An 18,444-nucleotide genomic window follows, 5' to 3' on the forward strand; every position below is an offset into this window, starting at 1 on the left:
TGGAGGGGTGCTGATCCGTCTGTCGAACACCCCTCGTGACTACGCCTGGGGCTCGACGACGATGCTCGCCGAACTCGAGGGGCGCGAGCCCAGCGGACGGCCGGAGGCCGAGGTCTGGTTCGGCGACCACCCCGGGGCGCCCGCCCGCGTCGAGGACGGCACGGGCCGCACGCTCGACGACGTGCTCGGCGGCGAGAAGCTGCCCTTCCTGCTGAAGCTGCTGGCTGCGGCATCCCCTCTCTCCATCCAGGCGCACCCGTCGATCCCGCAGGCGCGCGCGGGCTTCGCGAGGGAGGATGCCGCGGGTGTGCCCCGCGACGCCGGTCACCGCAACTACCGCGACGACAATCACAAGCCCGAGGTCATCGTCGCTCTGCGCGACGGGTTCGAGGCTCTCGCGGGACTGCGCGACCTCCCCGCGACGCTGCGCCTCCTCGAGGGTCTCGGCGAGGCCGCGTCGCCGCTGCGCGACCGTCTGGACGCCGCGAGCCCCGACGCCTCGCTGCGCGCGGCGATCGGATGGCTGCTCTCCGGAGAGGCGCAGGGCGAGGTCGACGCGATCATCGCCGCGGCGATCACGGCCGCGGTCCCCGGGTTCGCGGCGGAGCTCGCGGTCGCCCGCCGTCTCGCGGAGGCGGCGCCCGGCGACCCCGGCGTCGTCGTGGCGCTGCTGATGAACCTCGTCACCCTCGCCGCGGGGGAGGCGGTGTTCGTCCGAGCCGGGGCGCTGCACGCCTACCTCGGCGGGCTCGGGGTGGAGATCATGTCCGCCAGCGACAACGTGCTGCGCGGCGGTCTCACGCCCAAGCACGTCGACGTGGCCGAGCTCCTCGAGGTGCTCGACACCACCACGGGCCCCGCAGGGATCCTCGCGCCGGTCGCCGAGGGCGCGGGCATCCAGCGCTTCGCTCCGCCGGTCTCCGACTTCGCCCTCCTGCGCATCGACGCGTCCTCCGCCGGCCCCGTGCCGCTGGACGGCCCGGCGATCGCCCTGTGCACGGCCGGTCGCGTCACGGTCCGTGGAGCGGGCGGAGGAGAGGTGACGCTCGAGCCGGGGCAGGCCGCCTTCGCCTCGGTCGACGAGTCGCCGCTGCAGCTCTCCGGTGAGGGCGATGCGTTCCTCGCGGAACCCGGAGCGACATCCGACCGCGCTCCTGACGACGCCTCTTCCGCTCCCTGACAGGCGACACGCCGTCGGCGCGTCGTGAAGGTTCAAGGGGTGGATGAGGCTTTATGATCCGCGACTTGACCGGAACGAATTACACCGGTGTAATTGGTTCGAACACGCGGACCAGCGTGGGGGGATACAGGCAGGAGAACGATATGACGGGTTACCGTTCCGGCGTTCCCGATAATTGGTTCGTCGATCCGGTTCAGCTGGGTGTGCCGGGGGTGCGTCGTCCCGTCGAGGGAGTCGACGACAACCCGCTGTCCTGGCAGACGGACGCGCTGTGCGCGCAGACCGACCCCGAGGCGTTCTTCCCCGAGAAGGGCGGATCGACCCGCGACGCGAAGCGGATCTGCACGACGTGCGACGTGAAGGGCGAATGCCTGGAGTACGCGCTGCAGAACGACGAGCGCTTCGGCATCTGGGGCGGTCTCAGCGAGCGCGAGCGCCGCAAGCTCAAGCGCCGCGCCTGATTCCGCGGCGCCGGCGGGTGCGCGCGCGCTGATCTCGCGCCCGCGGCGCGTGCGCCCCGACGGCACGGGGGGAGGCGCTTAGGCTGACTGCGCCATGCCCGCCAGAGTCCACGCCATCCTCGTTGTGCGCCCCGACGGCCGCGCACCGGCGGCGCTGCACCTCGCGCGGACCCTGTCGGCCCTCGACGACCAGCAGCGCCGGCTCGACGCCCTGACCATCGTCCTCTGCGGCCCCGACGACGCGCTGCGCGAGATGGCCGCGGCATCCGGAGCGGAGTCGGTCATCACGACCGGCGCTTCCACCCGCTTCGCCGCGGCAGCCGCGCTGGCGACGCCGCGGCTCACCGGCGACGCAGTCTGGCTGCTCGCCCAGGACACCGCGCCCGAGACGGATGCGCTGGCCCGCCTCGCCGGCGCGCTCGAGCTCGCCCCGTCGGTCGCCTTCGTCGCCCCGAAGCTGGTGCGCTGGGAAGACCGCACGCAGATCGTGTCGCTCGGCGTCACGATGACCTCGCTCGGCACGACCGTGGGCCTCGCCGACGGCCAGCTCGATCAGGGGCAGCACGACGCGGCCGAGGACGTCCTCGGCGCCGACGTGCGCGGACTGCTCGTGCGGACGGATGCGTGGCGACGGCTCGGCGGTCTGGACGGCGCCCTCCGCGGCGCCGACGAGGGACTCGATCTCGGGGTGCGGGCCAGGCTCGCCGGAGCACGGGTCTCGCTCGTGCCGACCGCGCTGGTGGCCACCGCGGGAGACGGCGTCGCCGGCGTGCCCGCACCGCTCAGCCCCCAGCGCGTCCAGCACCGCGCCTTCATCGAGCGCACCGCGCAGCTGCACCGCCGGCTGGCCTACGCGCCGGCGGCCGCCGTGCCCTTCGTCTGGCTCTCGCTGCTGCCCCTCGCCGTCTGGCGCACCCTGGTGCACCTCGTCGCCAAGCACCCGGTGATGGTCGGCATCGAGTGGGGCGCCACCGCCACGGTCATGGCTCGCCTCGGCGCCATCGCCCGATCGCGCGGGCGCATCCGCGCAGCCCGCCAGGCGCCCTGGAGTCAGCTCACGGCTCTGCGGGCGACGCGCACCCAGCTCCGGGAGCGCCTCGACGACGAGGCCGAGCCCGTCCCCCTGGGCGGCGCACGCCCACGGGAGGAGCTGCGCTTCTTCATCGGCGGCGGTGCCTGGCTGGTGCTGGCCGCGCTCATCCTCAGCGTGGCGGCCTTCCCCGCGCTGCTCGCCTGGCCGGTGATGGGCGGCGGGGCTCTCGAGCCCCTCCGCGCCACCGTGGCGCAGCTGTGGGCGGACGCCGGCTACGGACTCCGCGCGACCGGGCTGGACGCGGTCGCCCCGGCCGATCCGTTCGCCGCGGTGGTCGCACTGCTCGGCACCCTGTGGCCGGCCGAGCCCTCGCGCGCACTCGTGCTGCTGTGGCTCGCGGCGCTCCCGCTGGCGGCACTCGGCGGCTGGTTCGCCGCGACGCGGGTCACCTCGCGGTCGTTCCTGCGCATCGTCGGCGGAGTGGTGTGGATGCTGGCCCCCGCCTTCCTGACGGCGCTGGTCGACGGACGCCCCACCGGCGTGCTGGTGCACCTGCTGCTGCCCTGGCTGTTCTACGCCGGGAGCGTGGCGCATCGCTCGTGGGCGGCGGCGGGTGCGGCATCCCTCCTGCTCCTCGCGGTCGTGGCCTGTGCGCCCTCGCTGGCACCGGCTCTGCTTGTGCTCACCATCGCGGCGATCGCCGTCAACGTCGCGATCCGCGGCGCGCGCGGCACGGCCCGCCTGGTGTGGCTGGTCATCCCCGCGGCCGTCGTCTTCGCACCGCTCGTCTGGGTTCAGGTGCGCGCGGGCAATGCGCTCGCGCTGCTCGCCGACCCGGGCGTCGTCTGGGCGGGTCCGGTGGTCTCGGCCGACGCGACCGGCCGCGCGCTCCTCGCCGCCGGTCTGCCGACGTCCGACCCCGGCGGCTGGGGGGCGTTCCTCAGCGGCGCCGGCGTCGACATGCCCGTCTGGTGGGTGCCGTTGCTGGCCGCCCCCCTCGCTGTGCTCGCGCTCATCGCCCCGCTGACCCAGCGCTGGGCGGCCGGAGCCGTGCTGCTCGCGATCACCGCCGCCGGGCTCGCGACGGCGCTGGCGGCCGTGGGCGTCACCGTGTCGTTCGCGGAGTCGGCGCCGGTGGGGGTGTGGCCCGGCGCGGGCCTCAGCCTCGCGTGGCTCGGCGTCATGGGCGGCACGCTCGTCGCCCTCGACACCGGACTGGCGCCGCGCCTCGTGGCGGTGCGGACGGCAGTCGGGGCCCTGGTCGTCGTCGCCGTCTGCGTGCTCGCCGTGCCCGCGCTGACCTCGCTCGGCCGCGGAGCCTCCGCCCTGACCAACGGCCCGGAGAGCACCCTCCCCGCGTACGTCGCCGCCGCCGGTCGCGACGACGCGTCGGTCGGGACGATCACCATCACCCCGCAGAACGCCGGCGGCGCCGCCGGCCGCATCGTGTGGGGCGGCAGCGAGACCCTCGGCGCACAGTCGACCGTGGCGGCCACGCGGCGCACGGCCTCGCCCGCCGACGTCGAGGTCGCCGACCTCACGGCCGACCTCGTCTCGACCGGGGCCGGCGACGTGGTGGAACGGCTCACCCGGGCGGGCGTCGACTTCATCCTGCTCGCCCCCGCACCCGCCCCGGAGTCGGACGTCGCCCGCGCGTTCCGGCTGAGCGCCGCCACCGCGATCGACCAGCGCGACGGACTCGACGCCGTCGGCACGACCTCCAAGGGCGAGCTGTGGCGCTTGACGGCGCCCGCCGACCCGCGGCCGGAGGCCGCAGCATCCGTCTCGACCCTCGCCGTGTGGATCGCCGTCCTGCAGCTCGCGGTGGTCGCCACCGCGCTGCTCCTGGCGCTTCCCACGAGCGTCTCCCGACGCACCGCACGCCGCTCCTCACGCGTGGTCGGCCCGTTCTGGCAGGAGGGTCGATGAGCGACCGCCGCGGTTTCCGCTGGGCCACCACCGGCGCACGCCTCGTCGGCGGCACGGTCGCGGCCGCCGGCTTCGTCGTGCTCGTCGTGACCGCCGTGGCCGCACCCTGGCCGTCGACGGCGCGCGAGCCGGTCTCGGTGCAGGCCACGCCCGCGCCGGCCGACACCGTCGTCTCGTGCACGGGCGGCCTGCTCGCCCTCGGCCGCGACGCGCGGGATCCGGCGCGACTCACGGTCGCCGCGGCGCCGTCGATTACGGTCGGCACCCCCAACGGCGCTGCAGCGCCGCTCGAGACCGCCCTGGCGGGATCGGGTGCGCTGAGCTCCGGCGGAACCGCCTACACGGCGCCGCCCGAGAACGGCGCACGTGTGGATGTCGCGGCCGCCGGCTCCGCCGTCGCCACCGACGACGACCTCCGGGGGTTCGCCGCGTCCGCGTGCCGCCAGCCGCTCATGGAGTCCTGGCTCGTGGCGGGGAGCACCGCGACCGGCTCGGCGGACATCGTGCTGCTGTCCAACCCCGGCCAGGTGCCGGCATCCGTCGAGCTGACGGTCTACGGACAGTCCGGCCCGTCCGTGCCGCCCGGCGGATCGGATCTCGTCGTCCCCGCGGCCACGCAGATCGCGGTTCCGCTCGCCGGCATCGCGCTCGGCGAGACCGCGCCGGTCATCCGCGTCACCGCCACCGGCGCACCCGTGCAGGCCGCGGTGCAGTCCTCCCTCACGCGGACCCTCGCTCCGGTCGGCGTCGATCAGGCCGGACCCTCGGCGGCGGCGTCGACCGACGTCGTCATCCCCGGCGTCGACGTGACGGTCGCCCCGGTATCGGGCGCCGCCGAGCCGACCACGCTGCTGCGGGTGCTCTCGCCGACCGCCGACACCACTGCCACCGTCACCGTCACGCGGGTCGGCGGCGCCGAGCCGGTGACGCAGCCGGCGAGCGTGGCGATCGCGGCCGGCGTGCCGACTCAGGTCGACCTGACCGGACTGTCCGTCGGACGCTACGTCGTGCGGGTCACGGCGGAGGCCCCTCTCGTGGCCGCCCTCTGGCACACCACGGGGATGACGGAGGGCTCGGACTTCGCCTGGTACACCCCGGCGCCGGCCGTCACCGCGCCGAGCGTGTTCGCCACGGTGGCCGGTCCCGCGCCGGTTCTGAGCCTGGTGAACCCCGGCGCGGCGGACGCCGCTGTGCGGATCGTTGCGGCCGACGGCTCGGACGATCAGACCGTCACGGTCGCGGCGGGCTCGTCTGCATCGACGACGCTGGATGCCCGCACCGTGTACACGATCGACCCGTCGGGCGGCACGGTCGAGGCCGCGCTGTCGATGTCGGGCGACGGCGCCCTGGCCGGATACCCCGTGTGGCCCTCCGCGGCCGCGGTGCCCACGATCACCGTCTACCCGTGACGACGGTCGCTGCCGGTCAGAAGTAGCGGAAGCGCTCGGGCCCGAGGTCCCACGGATCGCGGTCGAGGTACTCGGCCGCCGCCCGGAAGACGCTGCCCTCGACCATCATGCGGCGGTGCAGCTCGTCGTCGCGGTGCGGGTGCCCCAGCCGCTCGACGGGCAGCCGGAAGATGACGATGCGCTTCTCCTCGCGGAGCGTCTGCCAGCGCGGGATGCCGTCGGCATCGCTCTCGGGAGGCATGTCCGCCACCTCGAAGCTCACGTCCTCCAGCTCCGACCACGCCGAGCGCAGGAACTCCGCGGCGGTGCCGACGGCCAGGTCGAAGCGCTCGGCGCGCGTGTCGAGTGGGGGGAGCGGCGGTCGCACCACCGGGCTGCGGTCCTCGCGGCCGTGACGGCCGTGGCGGGACGGACGCCTGCGGGGGACCGGGCTGCTCGCCGCCGATCGTCGCCACGCCATGCGTTCATCCTAGATCCGGCGCGGCCTCCCCGGCGGGCACCTCCGCCGCGCGGTTCGACCTCCGCCGCGCGGTCCGCCCTGTGCAGGATGACGGAGATGTGCAGGATGCCGGACCACCCGTGCCCGCAGCATCCGTCATCGTGCACGTCTCCGCGTTCGTGCGCGTCTCCGCGATCGTGCACGTCTCCGCGTTCATGCGCATCCCCGGCGCTGGCGACAACCGGCGCGGCCTCCCCGGAGGGTACCTCTGCGGCGACTAGCATGACGACGATGCGCGAGAGACTCTGTTCCAAGGTGGCGTGCGCCCGCGAGGCCGTCACGACGCTCACCTTCGACTACGAAGACCAGATGGCCGCGCTCGGTCCGCTGGGTGCGGGCGACGATCCGCACGCTCACGACCTGTGCGCGATCCACACCGATCGGCTCTCCGTTCCGCGCGGCTGGATGGTCGTCCGCCACGAGACGGTGCGCTGAGCCGCACCCGCTGACCCGCACGCTCGGACGTTTCGCGGCGTCATCCGGGGCCCGGTGTCGCGCCGCGGTGGGAGGATGGCGGCATGACGACCACCTCCGTCTCCACCAGGATCGATTTCGACGTCGCCGACCTCCGCCTCGCCGAGGCCGGGCGCCATCAGCTCCGCCTCGCGGAGAACGAGATGCCGGGGCTCATGGCCCTGCGCCGCGAGTTCGCCGCGACGCAGCCGCTTGCGGGCGCGCGCATCGCGGGCTCGCTGCACATGACGGTGCAGACCGCCGTGCTCATCGAGACGCTCGTGGCGCTGGGCGCGCAGGTGCGCTGGGCGAGCTGCAACATCTTCAGCACCCAGGACGAGGCCGCCGCGGCCGTCGTCGTCGGCGACGGCACGCCGGACGACCCGCGCGGCGTGCCGGTGTTCGCCTGGAAGGGCGAGACCCTCGAAGAGTACTGGCGCTGCACCGAGCGCATCTTCGACTGGTCGGCGGAGGGCTCCGACGGCCCGACGCTCATCCTCGACGACGGCGGCGACGCCACGCTGCTCGTGCACAAGGGCGTCGAATTCGAGAAGTCGGGGAGGGTTCCGGATGCCGCACCCGGCGATTCGCGGGAGTACGGCGTCATCCTCGACACCCTGCGACGCAGCCTCGCGTCCGATGCGCAGCGCTGGACACGCGTGGCCGCCGGGCTCGTCGGCGTGACGGAGGAGACGACCACCGGCGTGCACCGCCTGTACGAGCTGGCCGCGTCAGGCGAGCTGCTCTTCCCGGCGATCAACGTCAACGACTCGGTCACCAAGTCGAAGTTCGACAACAAGTACGGCATCCGCCACTCCCTGCCCGACGGTCTCAACCGCGCCACCGACGTGCTGATCGGCGGCAAGGTCGTGTTCGTCTGCGGCTACGGCGATGTCGGCAAGGGCGCCGCGGAGGCGCTTCGCGGACAGGGCGCCCGCGTCATCGTGGGCGAGGTCGACCCCATCTGCGCGCTGCAGGCCGCGATGGACGGCTACCAGGTCGTGCCGCTGGACGACGTGATCGGCGACGTCGACATCGTCGTGACGGGCACAGGCAACACGGACGTCGTGACCGTCGAGCACCTCCAGGGACTCAAGCACCTCGCCATCGTCGCCAACGTCGGCCACTTCGACGACGAGATCGACATGGCGGGGCTCGCGGCGATCCCCGGGGTCGAATCGGTGGAGATCAAGCCGCAGGTGCACGAGTGGCGCCTGCCGTCGGGGCGCAGCATCCTCGTCCTCAGCGAGGGCCGGCTCATGAACCTGGGCAACGCGACCGGGCACCCGTCGTTCGTCATGAGCGCCTCGTTCACCAACCAGGTGCTCGCGCAGATCGAGCTGCACGCCAACCTGGCCGCCTACCCGGTCGGCGTGCACGTGCTGCCCAAGGCGCTCGATGAGAAGGTCGCCCGTCTGCACCTCGACGCGCTCGGCGTGAAGCTCACCACCCTGACGACGGCGCAGGCGGCCTACATCGGCGTACCGGTGGACGGTCCGTTCAAGCTCGACCACTACCGCTACTGACGGCGGCGGCTCAGCGCTCGGGATAGCCCCGGGGGCCGTCGGGCGCGCCGGCGACGAGCCGGTCGACGCGGCGTTCCTCCAGCTCGAGGGCGCGCAGCTCGCGGTCGTGCCGCACCGCGGCGACGCCGCGCAGCAGCAGCTCCGGGTCGACGGCGGGCACGGGGGAGACGAGCTCGCGCACCTCGGAGGCGAGGGATGCCGCGACCCGCGCCCGCGCAGAGGGCTCCATGCTCTCCGCCTGGCGCACGAACTGCGCGATGCGGCGGGCCAGGCGGTCGGGGAGGCGCGCGACGTCGGCGACGTCGGCCCAGACGGCGAGCGCGGGCGGGGCGCCCGGGGCGGGCGGCGGGAGCTTCGGCGCGCGCGTGCGCTCGGCGTAGGTGCCGGCCAGGAGATCGCCCAGGCGCTGCGCCCGCGGCGTCAGCGCGCCGACGACCCCCGCCACGGCGCCGAGGGTGAACCACAGCTCGAAGACGCCGACGAGCGCCCGGATGAACGCCTGACGGAAGCCGGAGGCCCCGCCGTCGGCGCGGACGATCCGCGCACCCACGGCGAGCCGTCCCAGGCTCCGGCCGCGCGTCGCCGTCTCGACGGTGGTGGGCACGACCACGGTGACGATCACCAGCATCGTGATCGAGAGGATCGGGAACAGCGCGGGGTCTATGGCGCCCTGCGAGGCGAGCCAGGTGGCGACGAGCGCGAACAGGAGGAAGGCGCCCGCGCCCACCGCCATGTCGATGAGCACGCCGAGCGCGCGGAGGAAGAAGCCGACGGGCTGAACGTCGAGCGCGACGGCCTCGCCGGTGAGGATCTCGTCCTGCGCCAGCTCCACCCGGATCGCGCCGGCGGGCGTGGTGGCGTCGGACGGCATGCGTACAGTTAACCAAATGGACCTCGACGCCCTCACCGCCGCCCGGCGGGAGGAGTGGGCCCGCCTCGACGAACTGGGCCGGCGCCGCCGCCTGACCGGCCGCGAGGTCGATGAGCTGGTGGCCCGCTACCGCTCCGCGTCCGCCGATCTGGCCGACATCAAGACGTCCGCCGGTCGCACCCTGCAGGGCGATCACGTCTCCACCCTGCTCGCGCAGGCCCGGCTGCGCCTGACCGGCGCGGGCGACGACGGCCTCCGCCGGCTGCCGCGGTTCTTCCTCCTTCAGCTGCCTGCGGCGCTCTACCGCGTGCGGTGGACGACGCTCATCATCGCGGCGGGGTTCGCGGCCGTGGCATCCCTCGTCGCCGTCTGGATCTCGCAGGACCCCCTCCTGGTCGCCTCGCTCGGCGCCGAGGCGCAGCTGCAGGACTACGTCGACAACCGCTTCACGCAGTACTACAGCGAGGACCCCGCCGCCGTCTTCGCCGGAACGGTGTGGACGAACAACGCGTGGATCGCGGCGCAGTGCGTGCTGTTCGGCATCACCGGCGTCTGGCCGGTGATGGTGCTCGTGCAGAACGCCATCGGCATCGGCACGACCGCGGCCGTGATGACCGCCTTCGACCGCGGGGACGTCTTCCTGCTCTACATCGCCCCGCACGGATTGCTCGAGCTGACCTGCATCTTCGTCGCGGGCGCGGCGGGACTCCACATCTTCTGGGCGTGGGTCGCTCCCGGAGCCCGCTCCCGCGGCGAGGCGCTCGCGCAGGAGGGCCGATCCCTCGCGACGGTGGCGATCGGCCTCGTGCTGGCGCTCGCCCTCTCCGGCGTCGTGGAGGGCTTCGTCACACCCCAGCCCTGGCCGTGGCCGGTCAAGATCGGGCTCGGGGCGCTCGCCCTCGGCGTCTTCCTCTTCTACATGCTCGTGGTCGGCCGCCGTGCGCACCGTCGCGGCGAAACGGGAGACCTGACCGAATACGAGGCGGGCACACCGCGCCTCGTCGCCGGCTGACCGACCAGCGGCACAGGCTCCGGTCATCCGGTGTTCATCGTGTTCTCACGGGACGTTTTTTTGAACTGTTCAAAATAAGCCGATACCCTGAGGTGATGGAACTCGGAGACGCGGAACACGGCGACACGGCCTCGGCCGCGCTGCTGCGGAGCGCCGGGCTGCGGGTCACCTCGCCCCGGCACGCCGTCATCGAGGCCCTCCGGGAGAGGGCGCACGCGAGCGCCGAGGAGCTGTTCGCGCACGTCGCACGCCACCGTCCCGAGACGAGCCTGCAGTCGGTGTACAACGCGCTGGGTGACTTCGTGGATGCCGGTCTCGTGCGTCGCATCGAGCCCGCCGGCCGTCCGCGCCTGTATGAGCTGCGCGTCGGCGACAACCACCATCACGCGGTCTGCACGTCGTGCGGCGCCGTCGCCGACATCGAGTGCGCGACCGGCGTCGCGCCGTGCCTGGTGCCCGCCGACACCGCCGGTTTCGTCATCCGCACGGCGGAGGTCACCTACTGGGGCCTCTGCTCCGCGTGCGCCGTCCGCGCGGCCCGTCCCGCCGAGGATGCGGTCCTCGCCGACACCGCACCCGCCTCCGACCGCCACTGACCACCTCTGACCGCCTCTCGAAAGGGAACACATGAGTGAGAACGACGACACCGCGACCGGCATCGGCAGCGAGCCGACCGACACGGACCAGTCCGTCACCGACATCGACACACCGGTCGACGAGCGCGCGGACGGCGAGAGCCGCCCCAGCCCGAACCCGGATGACGCGACGTGCCCGGTGATCCACGACCGTCAGCCGCTCCCGGTGAACGGATCGGCGAACCGGAAGTGGTGGCCCGAGCAGCTGAACATCAAGATCCTCGCGAAGAACCCTCCGGCGCGGAACCCGCTCGGCGAGGGCTTCGACTACCGGGCGGCCTTCGAGTCGCTGGACCTCGCCGCCGTCAAGGCGGACATCGCCCGCACCCTGACCGACAGCCAGGACTGGTGGCCGGCGGACTTCGGCAACTACGGCCCGCTCATGATCCGCATGGCCTGGCACAGCGCGGGCACCTACCGGGTGACCGACGGACGCGGCGGCGGAGGCACCGGACAGCAGCGCTTCGCGCCGCTCAACAGCTGGCCCGACAACGTCAGCCTCGACAAGGCGCGGCGACTGCTCTGGCCCGTCAAGAAGAAGTACGGCCAGAGCCTGTCGTGGGGCGATCTGATGATCCTCACGGGCAACGTCGCACTGGAGACCATGGGCTTCTCGACCTTCGGCTTCGGCGGTGGGCGCCCCGACGTCTGGGAGCCGGACGACGACGTGTACTGGGGTCCCGAGACCACCTGGCTCGGCGACGAGCGCTACTCCGGCGACCGCGAGCTGGAGAAGCCGCTCGCGGCGGTGCAGATGGGTCTCATCTACGTGAACCCCGAGGGGCCCAACGGCAACCCCGACCCGCTGGCGTCGGCCCGCGACATCCGCGAGACCTTCGGGCGGATGGGCATGAACGACGAGGAGACCGTCGCCCTCATCGCCGGTGGCCACACCTTCGGCAAGACCCACGGCGCGGCGCCCGACACGAACGTCGGCGACAACCCCGAGGCGGCCGGCATCGAGAGCCAGGGCCTGGGCTGGGCCAACAGCCACGGCACCGGCACCGGCGACGACACCATCACCTCGGGTCTCGAGGTCACGTGGACCTACCACCCCACCCGGTGGGACAACGAGTACTTCCACATCCTCTACGCCTACGAGTGGGAGCTCATGCGCAGCCCCGGCGGCGGGCACCAGTGGCGACCGGTGAACGGCGGCGGCGCCGACATGGTGCCGCTGGCGCACTCCGACGGCCGTCGCGAGCCCCGCATGCTCACCAGCGACATCGCGCTGCGCGTCGACCCCGCCTACGACGAGGTCTCGCGCCGCTTCGCCACCGACCCCGAAGCCTTCGGCGACGCGTTCGCCCGCGCGTGGTTCAAGCTCACGCACCGCGACATGGGTCCGATCGCCCGCTACCTCGGTCCTGAGGTGCCCACGGAGCAGCTCATCTGGCAGGACCCGGTGCCCGCCGTCGACCACGCGCTGATCGACGACGCGGATGCGGCCGAGCTGAAGCGCCGCATCCTCGACGCGGGGCTGAGCGTGGCCGAGCTCGTCGCCACGACGTGGGCCGCGGCATCCACCTTCCGCGGGAGCGACAAGCGCGGCGGCGCCAACGGCGCCCGCATCCGTCTGGCCCCGCAGAAGGACTGGGAGGTCAACAAGCCCGCCCAGCTCGCCCGCGTGCTCGAGGTGCTCGAGGGCGTGAAGGCGGCTTTCGACGCCGAGCGCGGCGACGGCAGGAAGGTGTCCCTGGCCGACCTCATCGTGCTGGCGGGCAACGCCGGTGTGGAGAAGGCGGCACAGGATGCCGGGGTCGAGGTCACCGTGCCGTTCCGGCCCGGCCGCACCGACGCCACGCAGGAACAGACCGACGAGCACTCGTTCGGCCACCTGGAGCCCGCTGCGGACGGCTTCCGCAACCACCAGGGACCGCTCGCCGGTCTGCCTGCGGAGTATCACCTGCTCGACCGGGCCAACCTGCTGACGCTGACCGCGCCGGAGATGACGGTGCTGGTCGGCGGACTCCGCGTGCTCGGCGCGAACTGGGACGACTCCGCCTACGGCGTGTTCACCGACCGTCCGGGCGTGCTCACGAACGACTTCTTCGTGAACCTGCTGGACCTCGGCACCACGTGGAAGCCGCTCGACCCGGGCTCGCACGCCTTCGAGGGCCGTCGCGACGGCTCCGGGGAGGTGCTCGGCCGCGGCACGCGCGTCGACCTGCTGTTCGGGTCGAACTCGGAGCTGCGCGCGCTGGCGGAGGTCTACGCCTCCGACGACGCGGCGGAGAAGTTCGTGCACGACTTCGTCTCCGCCTGGGGCAAGGTCACCGAGCTCGACCGCTTCGATCTGGTCTGATCCCCCTCTGAACGACGAAGCCCGCCCCGGTGCCCCGGGGCGGGCTTCGTCGTGCGACCCGGCGTCAGTCGACGCGCGCCTCGGACTGCAGCGGCGGCAGGTCGACCGTCTCGAACAGGGCGCGGTGCAGCCATCCGGCCAGCAGGCCGCCCACGACCGGGAAGACCAGGAAGACCCACAGCTGCGACAGCGCGTCGATGCCGCCGTAGAGTGCGGTCGCCAGGCTGCGGGCGGGGTTGACGGAGGTGTTGTCGATCGGGATCGAGGCGAGGTGGATCGCGACGAGCGTGAGGCCGATCGACAGGCCCGCCACGGTGCCGTTGCCGCGCTTGGTGTGGGTCACGCCGAGGATCACGAGCACGAAGATCGCGGTGAAGAGCACCTCCGCGATGATCGCCGCCCCGAGGCCGAAGCCGCCGGGGGAGGAGGCGCCGTAGCCGTTGCTGGCGAATCCGCCGTCCTGCGCGGTGGCGAGCCAGTCGCCGGGCCCGAACAGGCCGATCAGCACGAGCAGGGTGGTGCCGACGGCGCCGCCGACGAACTGGGCGACGATGTAGGCGGGCGCGTTCTTCCAGCTGAAGCGGCCGGCGGCGGCGAGGCCGAGGGTGACGGCGGGGTTGAAGTGGCCGCCGGAGATGTTGCCCCAGGCGTAGATGCCGGCCATGAGGGTGAGGCCGAAGGCGAGCGAGACCCCGACGAACCCGACGCCGAGCGGGGTGCCGTTGTCGGCGAGGCCGAAGGTCGCGGCGAACAGGGCGGTTCCGATGGAGCCGAAGACGAGGAGGAAGGTGCCGAGGGCTTCGGCGGCGAGCTTGGTGACCGTGGTGGGCGGGGTGACGAGGGTGTCCGACATGAGGCGTCCTTTCCGGGTGTGCTGAGACGGTATCGCGCGGCACCGGAGCCTCCCAGCTGATTCGACGACGGTGCCCGGATCTGAGCGAGGACGTCACGTCCCGGCAACGCGGGCGTCGCACGACGTTCTCATCCACGGCCCCGGCGGCCCCGACGGCCCCGTCGCCGTCACAGGCGCCCGGTGGCCTTGAGCGCGAGGTAGCGGTCGGCGATCCGCGGGGGCAGCGCCTCAGGCGTGTCGGCGATCGCATCCGCTCCGCCGCGGGCGAGCGCGTCGGCCACGCGGCGGGCGTCGCGGAGGCTCCGTTCCGCGGATGCCGCGCGGTAGACCTCGTCGCTGGTGCCGCGCTGGGCGGCGATGTCGTGCAGCCGGGTGTCGGTCGCCGTGCCGACGACGACGTGCCCGGCGCGGCCGAGGGCGGCGAGCGAGCCCAGCAGGCCCCGAGCCGATTCGGGCGCGTCCTGCGCGGTCAGGATGACGACGAGGGCCGGACGCGAGGCGAGTGTGCGCACCTGGGCGAAGGCGGCATCCCAGTCGGTGTCGATGAGCTGCGGCTCGACCGGGGCCATCGCGTCCACGAGCGCCGGCAGGAGCGCGGTGCCGTCGACGCCGGTGACGCGCGCCCGCACCACCCGGTCGAACATGACGAGGTGAACATGATCGCCCGCGCGGGCGGCGAGGGCGGACAGGAGCAGCGCCGCCTCCATCGCGGCATCGAGTCGCACGCCGTCGCCGACACGGGCGGCGCTGGTGCGGCCGGTGTCGATGAGGATCACGACGTGCCGATCCCGCTCGGGCCGCCACGTCCGCAGCATCGTGCTGCCCGCGCGGGCGGTCGCCCGCCAGTCGATGGAGCGCACGTCGTCGCCGCGCACGTATTCACGCAGCGAGTCGAACTCGGTGCCCTGTCCGCGCACCTGCACGCTCGTGCTGCCGTCGAGCTCGCGCAGGCGCGCCAGCCGGGACGGGAGATGCCGGCGCGACGCGAAGGGAGGGAGCACCCGCACGACGCCCCGCGACTCGATGCGCGCCTGCCGTCCGGCCAGGCCCAGCGGACCCTGCGCACGGATGACGACGAAGCCGCTGGACAGCTCGCCGCGGCGCCGCGGCACCAGCGGCACCCGCAGGCGCCGGCGCTCGCCGGCGGGCACGTCGAGGTGCATCCGCTCCGCGGGCGCGCCGGCCGTGGGCTGCCAGGCGTCGCGCACCTGGCCCCGCAGGCGACGCGGTCCGGCGTTCGCGACGGTGAGGACCGTCTCGACCGGCTCGCCGAGCCGCACCCGCGTGGGCGCCGAGCGCTCGATGCGCGCGCGGCGCGGGTCGGCGGCGGCCGCGACATCCGCTCCTGCGATGATCGCGCACGCGAGCAGCCAGAGCGCGGCGGTCAGCCACGGGTCGACGCCCACTCCCGAGAGCACGACGACCGGCACGACGCCGGCGGCGACGAGCAGGGGGAGGCGACCGGTGAGGTACACGGCGGGTCAGATCGGAACGCGCGTCTGCTGCAGCACGCCGGTCAGCACCGCGTCGACGGACACGCCCTCGAGCTCGGCCTCGGTGCGCAGGCGGATGCGGTGGCGCCACGCGGGGATGACCATCGTCTGCACGTGGTCGGGGGTGATGGCGGGATAGCCGCCCAGCCACGCCCACGCCTTCGCCGCGGCCAGCAGCGCGGTCGACGCGCGGGGGCTGACGCCGAGCTGCACCGACGGGCTCTGGCGGGTCGCGCGGGCGAGGTCGACGACGTATGCGAGCACGTCGTCGGAGACGGCGACGGATGCTGCGGCCCGCTGCGCCGCGCGGATCTCGGCGGCTCCGACGACCGGGCTGAGATCCTCCAGAGCCCGCGGATCGAAACCGGCCGCGTGACGCCGCAGGACGTCGATCTCGGCATCGCGGCCAGGAACGTCGATCACGAGCTTCAGCAGGAAGCGGTCGAGCTGGGCCTCGGGGAGCGAGTAGGTGCCCTCGTGCTCGACCGGGTTCTGCGTCGCGGCGACGAGGAACGGGTCGGGGAGCGCCCGCGTCACCCCGTCGGTGGACACCTGGCGCTCCTCCATGGCCTCGAGAAGCGCGGACTGCGTCTTCGGCGGCGTGCGGTTGATCTCGTCGGCCAGCACGATGTGCGTGAAGATCGGCCCCTCGCGGAAGTCGAACTCACCCGAGCGTGCGTCGTAGACGAGCGAGCCGGAGACGTCACCGGGCATGAGGTCGGGCGTGAACTGGATGCGCTTGGTGTCGAGTCCCAGCGCGCGGCTGAACGACCGCACCAGCAGCGTCTTCGCGACGCCGGGAACACCCTCCAGCAGCACGTGACCACGCGAGAGCAGGGCGATGAGCAGTCCGGTGACGGCGCCGTCCTGACCGACGACGGCTTTGCCGACCTCCAGCCGGACGCGGTTCATCCCCTCGCGGAGCGCGGCGTCGTCGAGGGTGGTCTCGGGGAGGGTCATGGGCGGTTCCTTTCGGGTCGCACGGCCGCCTGGACGGCGGTCTCCAGGTCGCGGAGGCTGTCGCTCAGGGCGAGAAGCTGCCGATCGTCGGCGGGGAGGTCATCGAAGAGGATGCCGCGGAGGCGGCTCCGATCGGCGCCGAGGCGGTCGGCCGCGGCGTCGGCGATCTCCGGAGCGGAGGCGGCGGGACCGAGGGCGAGCGTGCGGGCCAGGCGGCCCAGGGCGCCGATGCGGAGCTGGTCGGCGGAGTGGACGGCGTCCCGTGACCTGCCGTACAGCCGCGCGCGCCCCTCGGTGGTCTCCGACGCCCGCACCGTCACCGGGAGGCGCTCGGCCACGAGCGGACCGAAGCGTCGGCCGCGCCAGACGGCCGCCGCCAGCGCGGCGCCGAGCAGGAGCAGGATGGCGGGGGTGACCCATCCGGGGGTCAGCTCGCCGAGCGATGCACCGGACGCCCCGGCGTCGGCGTCGGCGATGCCGGGGACGAACCACACCAGCCGCGGCGTCGCGCCGAGGAGGTTCACGGCGAGCGCGGCGTTGCCGGAGGTCGCGAGGTGCTCGTTGGACAGCAGCGCCCGTCCGTCGACGGCCGTCACGTCCCCGGTGGTCAGCAGGGCGAAGGCGTCGCCGTCGACGGGGTAGCAGCCGTCGACGCCCCCGCCGGCGGAGAACACGTCGCCGGGTTCGATCGTGCCCGCCCGGCTGGCGGCCTCATCCTCGCAGCGCGGTTCGACGGAGCCTCCCGGCGCGACGCCGGTGGACCGCGACCCGGACAGCAGCAGCCTCAGGTCGCGCGAACTCGGGTCGATGAGCACGACGGAGGGCGCGGCGTCCGCCAGCGTCGTGAGGGTCTCGTCGGCGAGGTAGCGCGCATCGGCGATCGCGAGCGTCGCAGAACCCTCCGACAGCGCACGAGAGGCTGTCGCCCGGTCGCGGGCCACCACGACGTCGACGCCGCGTTCGGCGAGGATGCGGGCGAGGGCACGACCGCCCTGGGGCGCGGCGGACTCGGGGTCGAGTGCGTCGCGCTGAGCCCGTTGACCGGCGCCGGAGATCACCGAGCCGAGAATGCCGACGAGCACCACCACCAGGCCGATCACGGTCCACGCGGCGACGGCGCGGCGGCGGGACGTGGGACGGACGTCGGTCACGACAGCGACCCCGACAGGGTCGCGGGGGTCAGGGGCGTCCGACGCTGCACGTCGTCGTCGACGGCGACGATCCGCTGGTACAGCTCGGCCGTGCCCGGTCGGCGAAGGTAGCGGACGTCGTCGAAGGCCGCAGCCGCGGAGTCGAGCTCGGCGGCCGCGTCGGGGAATGCGCGGGCGGCGGCGCGGGCGAAGCCGTGCACGGTCGTCCCCGGCGGCGCATCCACGACGCCCCGCTCGTCGAGCCCGCGGGCGAGCGCGCGGAAACGCAGCACCACGGCGTCCACCCACTCCCCGGCGGCGGCGCTCGCCTGCGCCTCCGCGCGCAGCTGCGCGGCCGTGCGCTCCTCGGCATCGCCGAACAGCTCGCCGGCCGGCACCGTACGGGAGCGCACGAGCGCGCGCGGTCGGCCCCAGATGAGGAGCGCGGCGACGACGAGCGCGATGAGGACCACGACGACGATCACGGCCAGCAGCGATCCCCATCCGCCCTCGACCTGTCCGTTGAACAGGTTCGCGAAGAAGTCCCCGATCGCACGGGCGAGGCGGTCGATCGCCGTGGGCTCCGAGACGGCGTAGGACGGGTCGGTCAGCTCCTGCTCGGCCCACCGTCGCGCCTCATCCCCGTCGGGGGTCAGAGGGGGCGCGTCGAGGCCGAGGGGCGGCAGGAGCGTCAC

At 73.6% G+C, this 18,444-nt stretch carries 17 protein-coding genes; 10 read left to right on the forward strand and 7 right to left on the reverse strand.

Translation table 11 applies throughout. The features are described from left to right. Nucleotides 1-7 precede the first annotated feature (7 nt). The 4 genes from manA to CVS47_RS03785 all read left to right on the forward strand — a co-directional run bounded on the left by manA (nucleotide 8) and on the right by CVS47_RS03785 (nucleotide 6,012). Complete coding sequence (manA, locus tag CVS47_RS03770) at nucleotides 8-1,180, forward strand: mannose-6-phosphate isomerase, class I (protein ID WP_127094891.1); 1,173 nt, start codon at nucleotides 8-10, stop codon at nucleotides 1,178-1,180. Between the two features lie 143 nt (nucleotides 1,181-1,323). Further along, a complete protein-coding gene (locus CVS47_RS03775; protein WP_127094892.1) occupies nucleotides 1,324-1,641 on the forward strand; it encodes a WhiB family transcriptional regulator in 318 nt (105 codons plus the stop codon). 94 nt (nucleotides 1,642-1,735) lie between these two features. Next, a complete protein-coding gene (locus tag CVS47_RS03780) occupies nucleotides 1,736-4,603 on the forward strand; it encodes a glycosyltransferase (protein WP_127094893.1) in 2,868 nt (955 codons plus the stop codon). Then, nucleotides 4,600-6,012, forward strand: coding sequence for a DUF5719 family protein (locus tag CVS47_RS03785; RefSeq protein ID WP_127094894.1), 1,413 nt, complete (start codon nucleotides 4,600-4,602; stop codon nucleotides 6,010-6,012). The genes CVS47_RS03780 and CVS47_RS03785 overlap by 4 nt, the downstream gene beginning before the upstream one ends. Nucleotides 6,013-6,028: 16 nt before the next feature. On the opposite strand, the gene CVS47_RS03790 is transcribed toward CVS47_RS03785, so the two are convergent. After that, nucleotides 6,029-6,472, reverse strand: a complete 444-nt coding sequence (locus CVS47_RS03790; protein WP_241240264.1) for a metallopeptidase family protein — start codon at nucleotides 6,470-6,472, stop codon at nucleotides 6,029-6,031. 80 nt (nucleotides 6,473-6,552) lie between these two features. Between CVS47_RS03790 and CVS47_RS03795 the strand changes: the two genes are divergently transcribed. From CVS47_RS03795 to ahcY, 3 genes are all read left to right on the forward strand, one after another. Next, entirely contained in the window at nucleotides 6,553-6,732 is a 180-nt protein-coding gene (locus CVS47_RS03795) for a hypothetical protein (RefSeq protein WP_127094895.1), read from the forward strand. 10 nt (nucleotides 6,733-6,742) lie between these two features. After that, nucleotides 6,743-6,946 carry a DUF3499 family protein gene (locus tag CVS47_RS03800; RefSeq protein ID WP_127094896.1) on the forward strand — a complete coding sequence of 68 codons (204 nt, stop codon included), beginning with the start codon at nucleotides 6,743-6,745 and terminating at the stop codon, nucleotides 6,944-6,946. Between the two features lie 83 nt (nucleotides 6,947-7,029). Next, the gene (ahcY, locus tag CVS47_RS03805) at nucleotides 7,030-8,490 is read left to right on the forward strand and encodes an adenosylhomocysteinase (RefSeq protein ID WP_127094897.1); all 1,461 of its coding nucleotides are present in this window, start codon (nucleotides 7,030-7,032) and stop codon (nucleotides 8,488-8,490) included. 10 nt (nucleotides 8,491-8,500) lie between these two features. Here the strand turns inward: ahcY and CVS47_RS03810 are convergent, their stop codons facing one another. Beyond that, entirely contained in the window at nucleotides 8,501-9,361 is an 861-nt protein-coding gene (locus CVS47_RS03810) for an RDD family protein (protein ID WP_127094898.1), read from the reverse strand. 16 nt (nucleotides 9,362-9,377) lie between these two features. Here CVS47_RS03810 and CVS47_RS03815 point away from each other — a divergent pair, with 16 nt between their 5' ends. The 3 genes from CVS47_RS03815 (at nucleotide 9,378) to katG (ending at nucleotide 13,313) form a co-directional block, all read left to right on the forward strand. Continuing rightward, entirely contained in the window at nucleotides 9,378-10,373 is a 996-nt protein-coding gene (locus CVS47_RS03815; protein ID WP_127094899.1) for a stage II sporulation protein M, read from the forward strand. A gap of 95 nt (nucleotides 10,374-10,468) precedes the next feature. Next, nucleotides 10,469-10,969 (forward strand): Fur family transcriptional regulator, encoded by a 501-nt coding sequence (locus CVS47_RS03820; protein ID WP_127094900.1) that lies wholly within the window; start codon nucleotides 10,469-10,471, stop codon nucleotides 10,967-10,969. A gap of 31 nt (nucleotides 10,970-11,000) precedes the next feature. After that, the gene (gene katG / locus CVS47_RS03825) at nucleotides 11,001-13,313 is read left to right on the forward strand and encodes a catalase/peroxidase HPI (RefSeq protein WP_127094901.1); all 2,313 of its coding nucleotides are present in this window, start codon (nucleotides 11,001-11,003) and stop codon (nucleotides 13,311-13,313) included. Nucleotides 13,314-13,377: 64 nt separating this feature from the next. Here the strand turns inward: katG and CVS47_RS03830 are convergent, their stop codons facing one another. The 5 genes from CVS47_RS03830 to CVS47_RS03850 form a co-directional block, all read right to left on the reverse strand. Beyond that, nucleotides 13,378-14,166, reverse strand: coding sequence for an MIP family channel protein (locus CVS47_RS03830; RefSeq protein WP_127094902.1), 789 nt, complete (start codon nucleotides 14,164-14,166; stop codon nucleotides 13,378-13,380). Nucleotides 14,167-14,333: 167 nt separating this feature from the next. After that, the gene (locus tag CVS47_RS03835) at nucleotides 14,334-15,641 is read right to left on the reverse strand and encodes a DUF58 domain-containing protein (protein ID WP_127094903.1); all 1,308 of its coding nucleotides are present in this window, start codon (nucleotides 15,639-15,641) and stop codon (nucleotides 14,334-14,336) included. Between the two features lie 6 nt (nucleotides 15,642-15,647). Further along, a complete protein-coding gene (locus CVS47_RS03840; protein WP_127094904.1) occupies nucleotides 15,648-16,619 on the reverse strand; it encodes an AAA family ATPase in 972 nt (323 codons plus the stop codon). Then, entirely contained in the window at nucleotides 16,616-17,770 is a 1,155-nt protein-coding gene (locus CVS47_RS03845; protein WP_127094905.1) for a DUF4350 domain-containing protein, read from the reverse strand. Before CVS47_RS03845 ends, CVS47_RS03840 begins: the two co-directional genes overlap by 4 nt. Continuing rightward, entirely contained in the window at nucleotides 17,767-18,444 is a 678-nt protein-coding gene (locus CVS47_RS03850) for a DUF4129 domain-containing protein (protein ID WP_164734597.1), read from the reverse strand. Before CVS47_RS03850 ends, CVS47_RS03845 begins: the two co-directional genes overlap by 4 nt.

Origin of the sequence: Microbacterium lemovicicum (assembly GCF_003991875.1) — a bacterium.
In the GTDB taxonomy this organism is placed as follows: domain Bacteria; phylum Actinomycetota; class Actinomycetes; order Actinomycetales; family Microbacteriaceae; genus Microbacterium; species Microbacterium lemovicicum.

Bases quoted from the DNA above. Each gene is read 5' to 3' on its own strand.
- CVS47_RS03775 (WP_127094892.1), top strand. From the start codon at position 1,324: ATGACGGGTTACCGTTCCGGCGTTCCCGATAATTGGTTCGTCGATCCG.
- CVS47_RS03780 (WP_127094893.1), top strand. From the start codon at position 1,736: ATGCCCGCCAGAGTCCACGCCATCCTCGTTGTGCGCCCCGACGGCCGC.
- CVS47_RS03785 (WP_127094894.1), top strand. From the start codon at position 4,600: ATGAGCGACCGCCGCGGTTTCCGCTGGGCCACCACCGGCGCACGCCTC.
- CVS47_RS03790 (WP_241240264.1), bottom strand. From the start codon at position 6,472: ATGGCGTGGCGACGATCGGCGGCGAGCAGCCCGGTCCCCCGCAGGCGT.
- CVS47_RS03800 (WP_127094896.1), top strand. From the start codon at position 6,743: ATGCGCGAGAGACTCTGTTCCAAGGTGGCGTGCGCCCGCGAGGCCGTC.
- ahcY (WP_127094897.1), top strand. From the start codon at position 7,030: ATGACGACCACCTCCGTCTCCACCAGGATCGATTTCGACGTCGCCGAC.
- CVS47_RS03810 (WP_127094898.1), bottom strand. From the start codon at position 9,361: ATGCCGTCCGACGCCACCACGCCCGCCGGCGCGATCCGGGTGGAGCTG.
- CVS47_RS03815 (WP_127094899.1), top strand. From the start codon at position 9,378: ATGGACCTCGACGCCCTCACCGCCGCCCGGCGGGAGGAGTGGGCCCGC.
- CVS47_RS03820 (WP_127094900.1), top strand. From the start codon at position 10,469: ATGGAACTCGGAGACGCGGAACACGGCGACACGGCCTCGGCCGCGCTG.
- katG (WP_127094901.1), top strand. From the start codon at position 11,001: ATGAGTGAGAACGACGACACCGCGACCGGCATCGGCAGCGAGCCGACC.
- CVS47_RS03830 (WP_127094902.1), bottom strand. From the start codon at position 14,166: ATGTCGGACACCCTCGTCACCCCGCCCACCACGGTCACCAAGCTCGCC.
- CVS47_RS03840 (WP_127094904.1), bottom strand. From the start codon at position 16,619: ATGACCCTCCCCGAGACCACCCTCGACGACGCCGCGCTCCGCGAGGGG.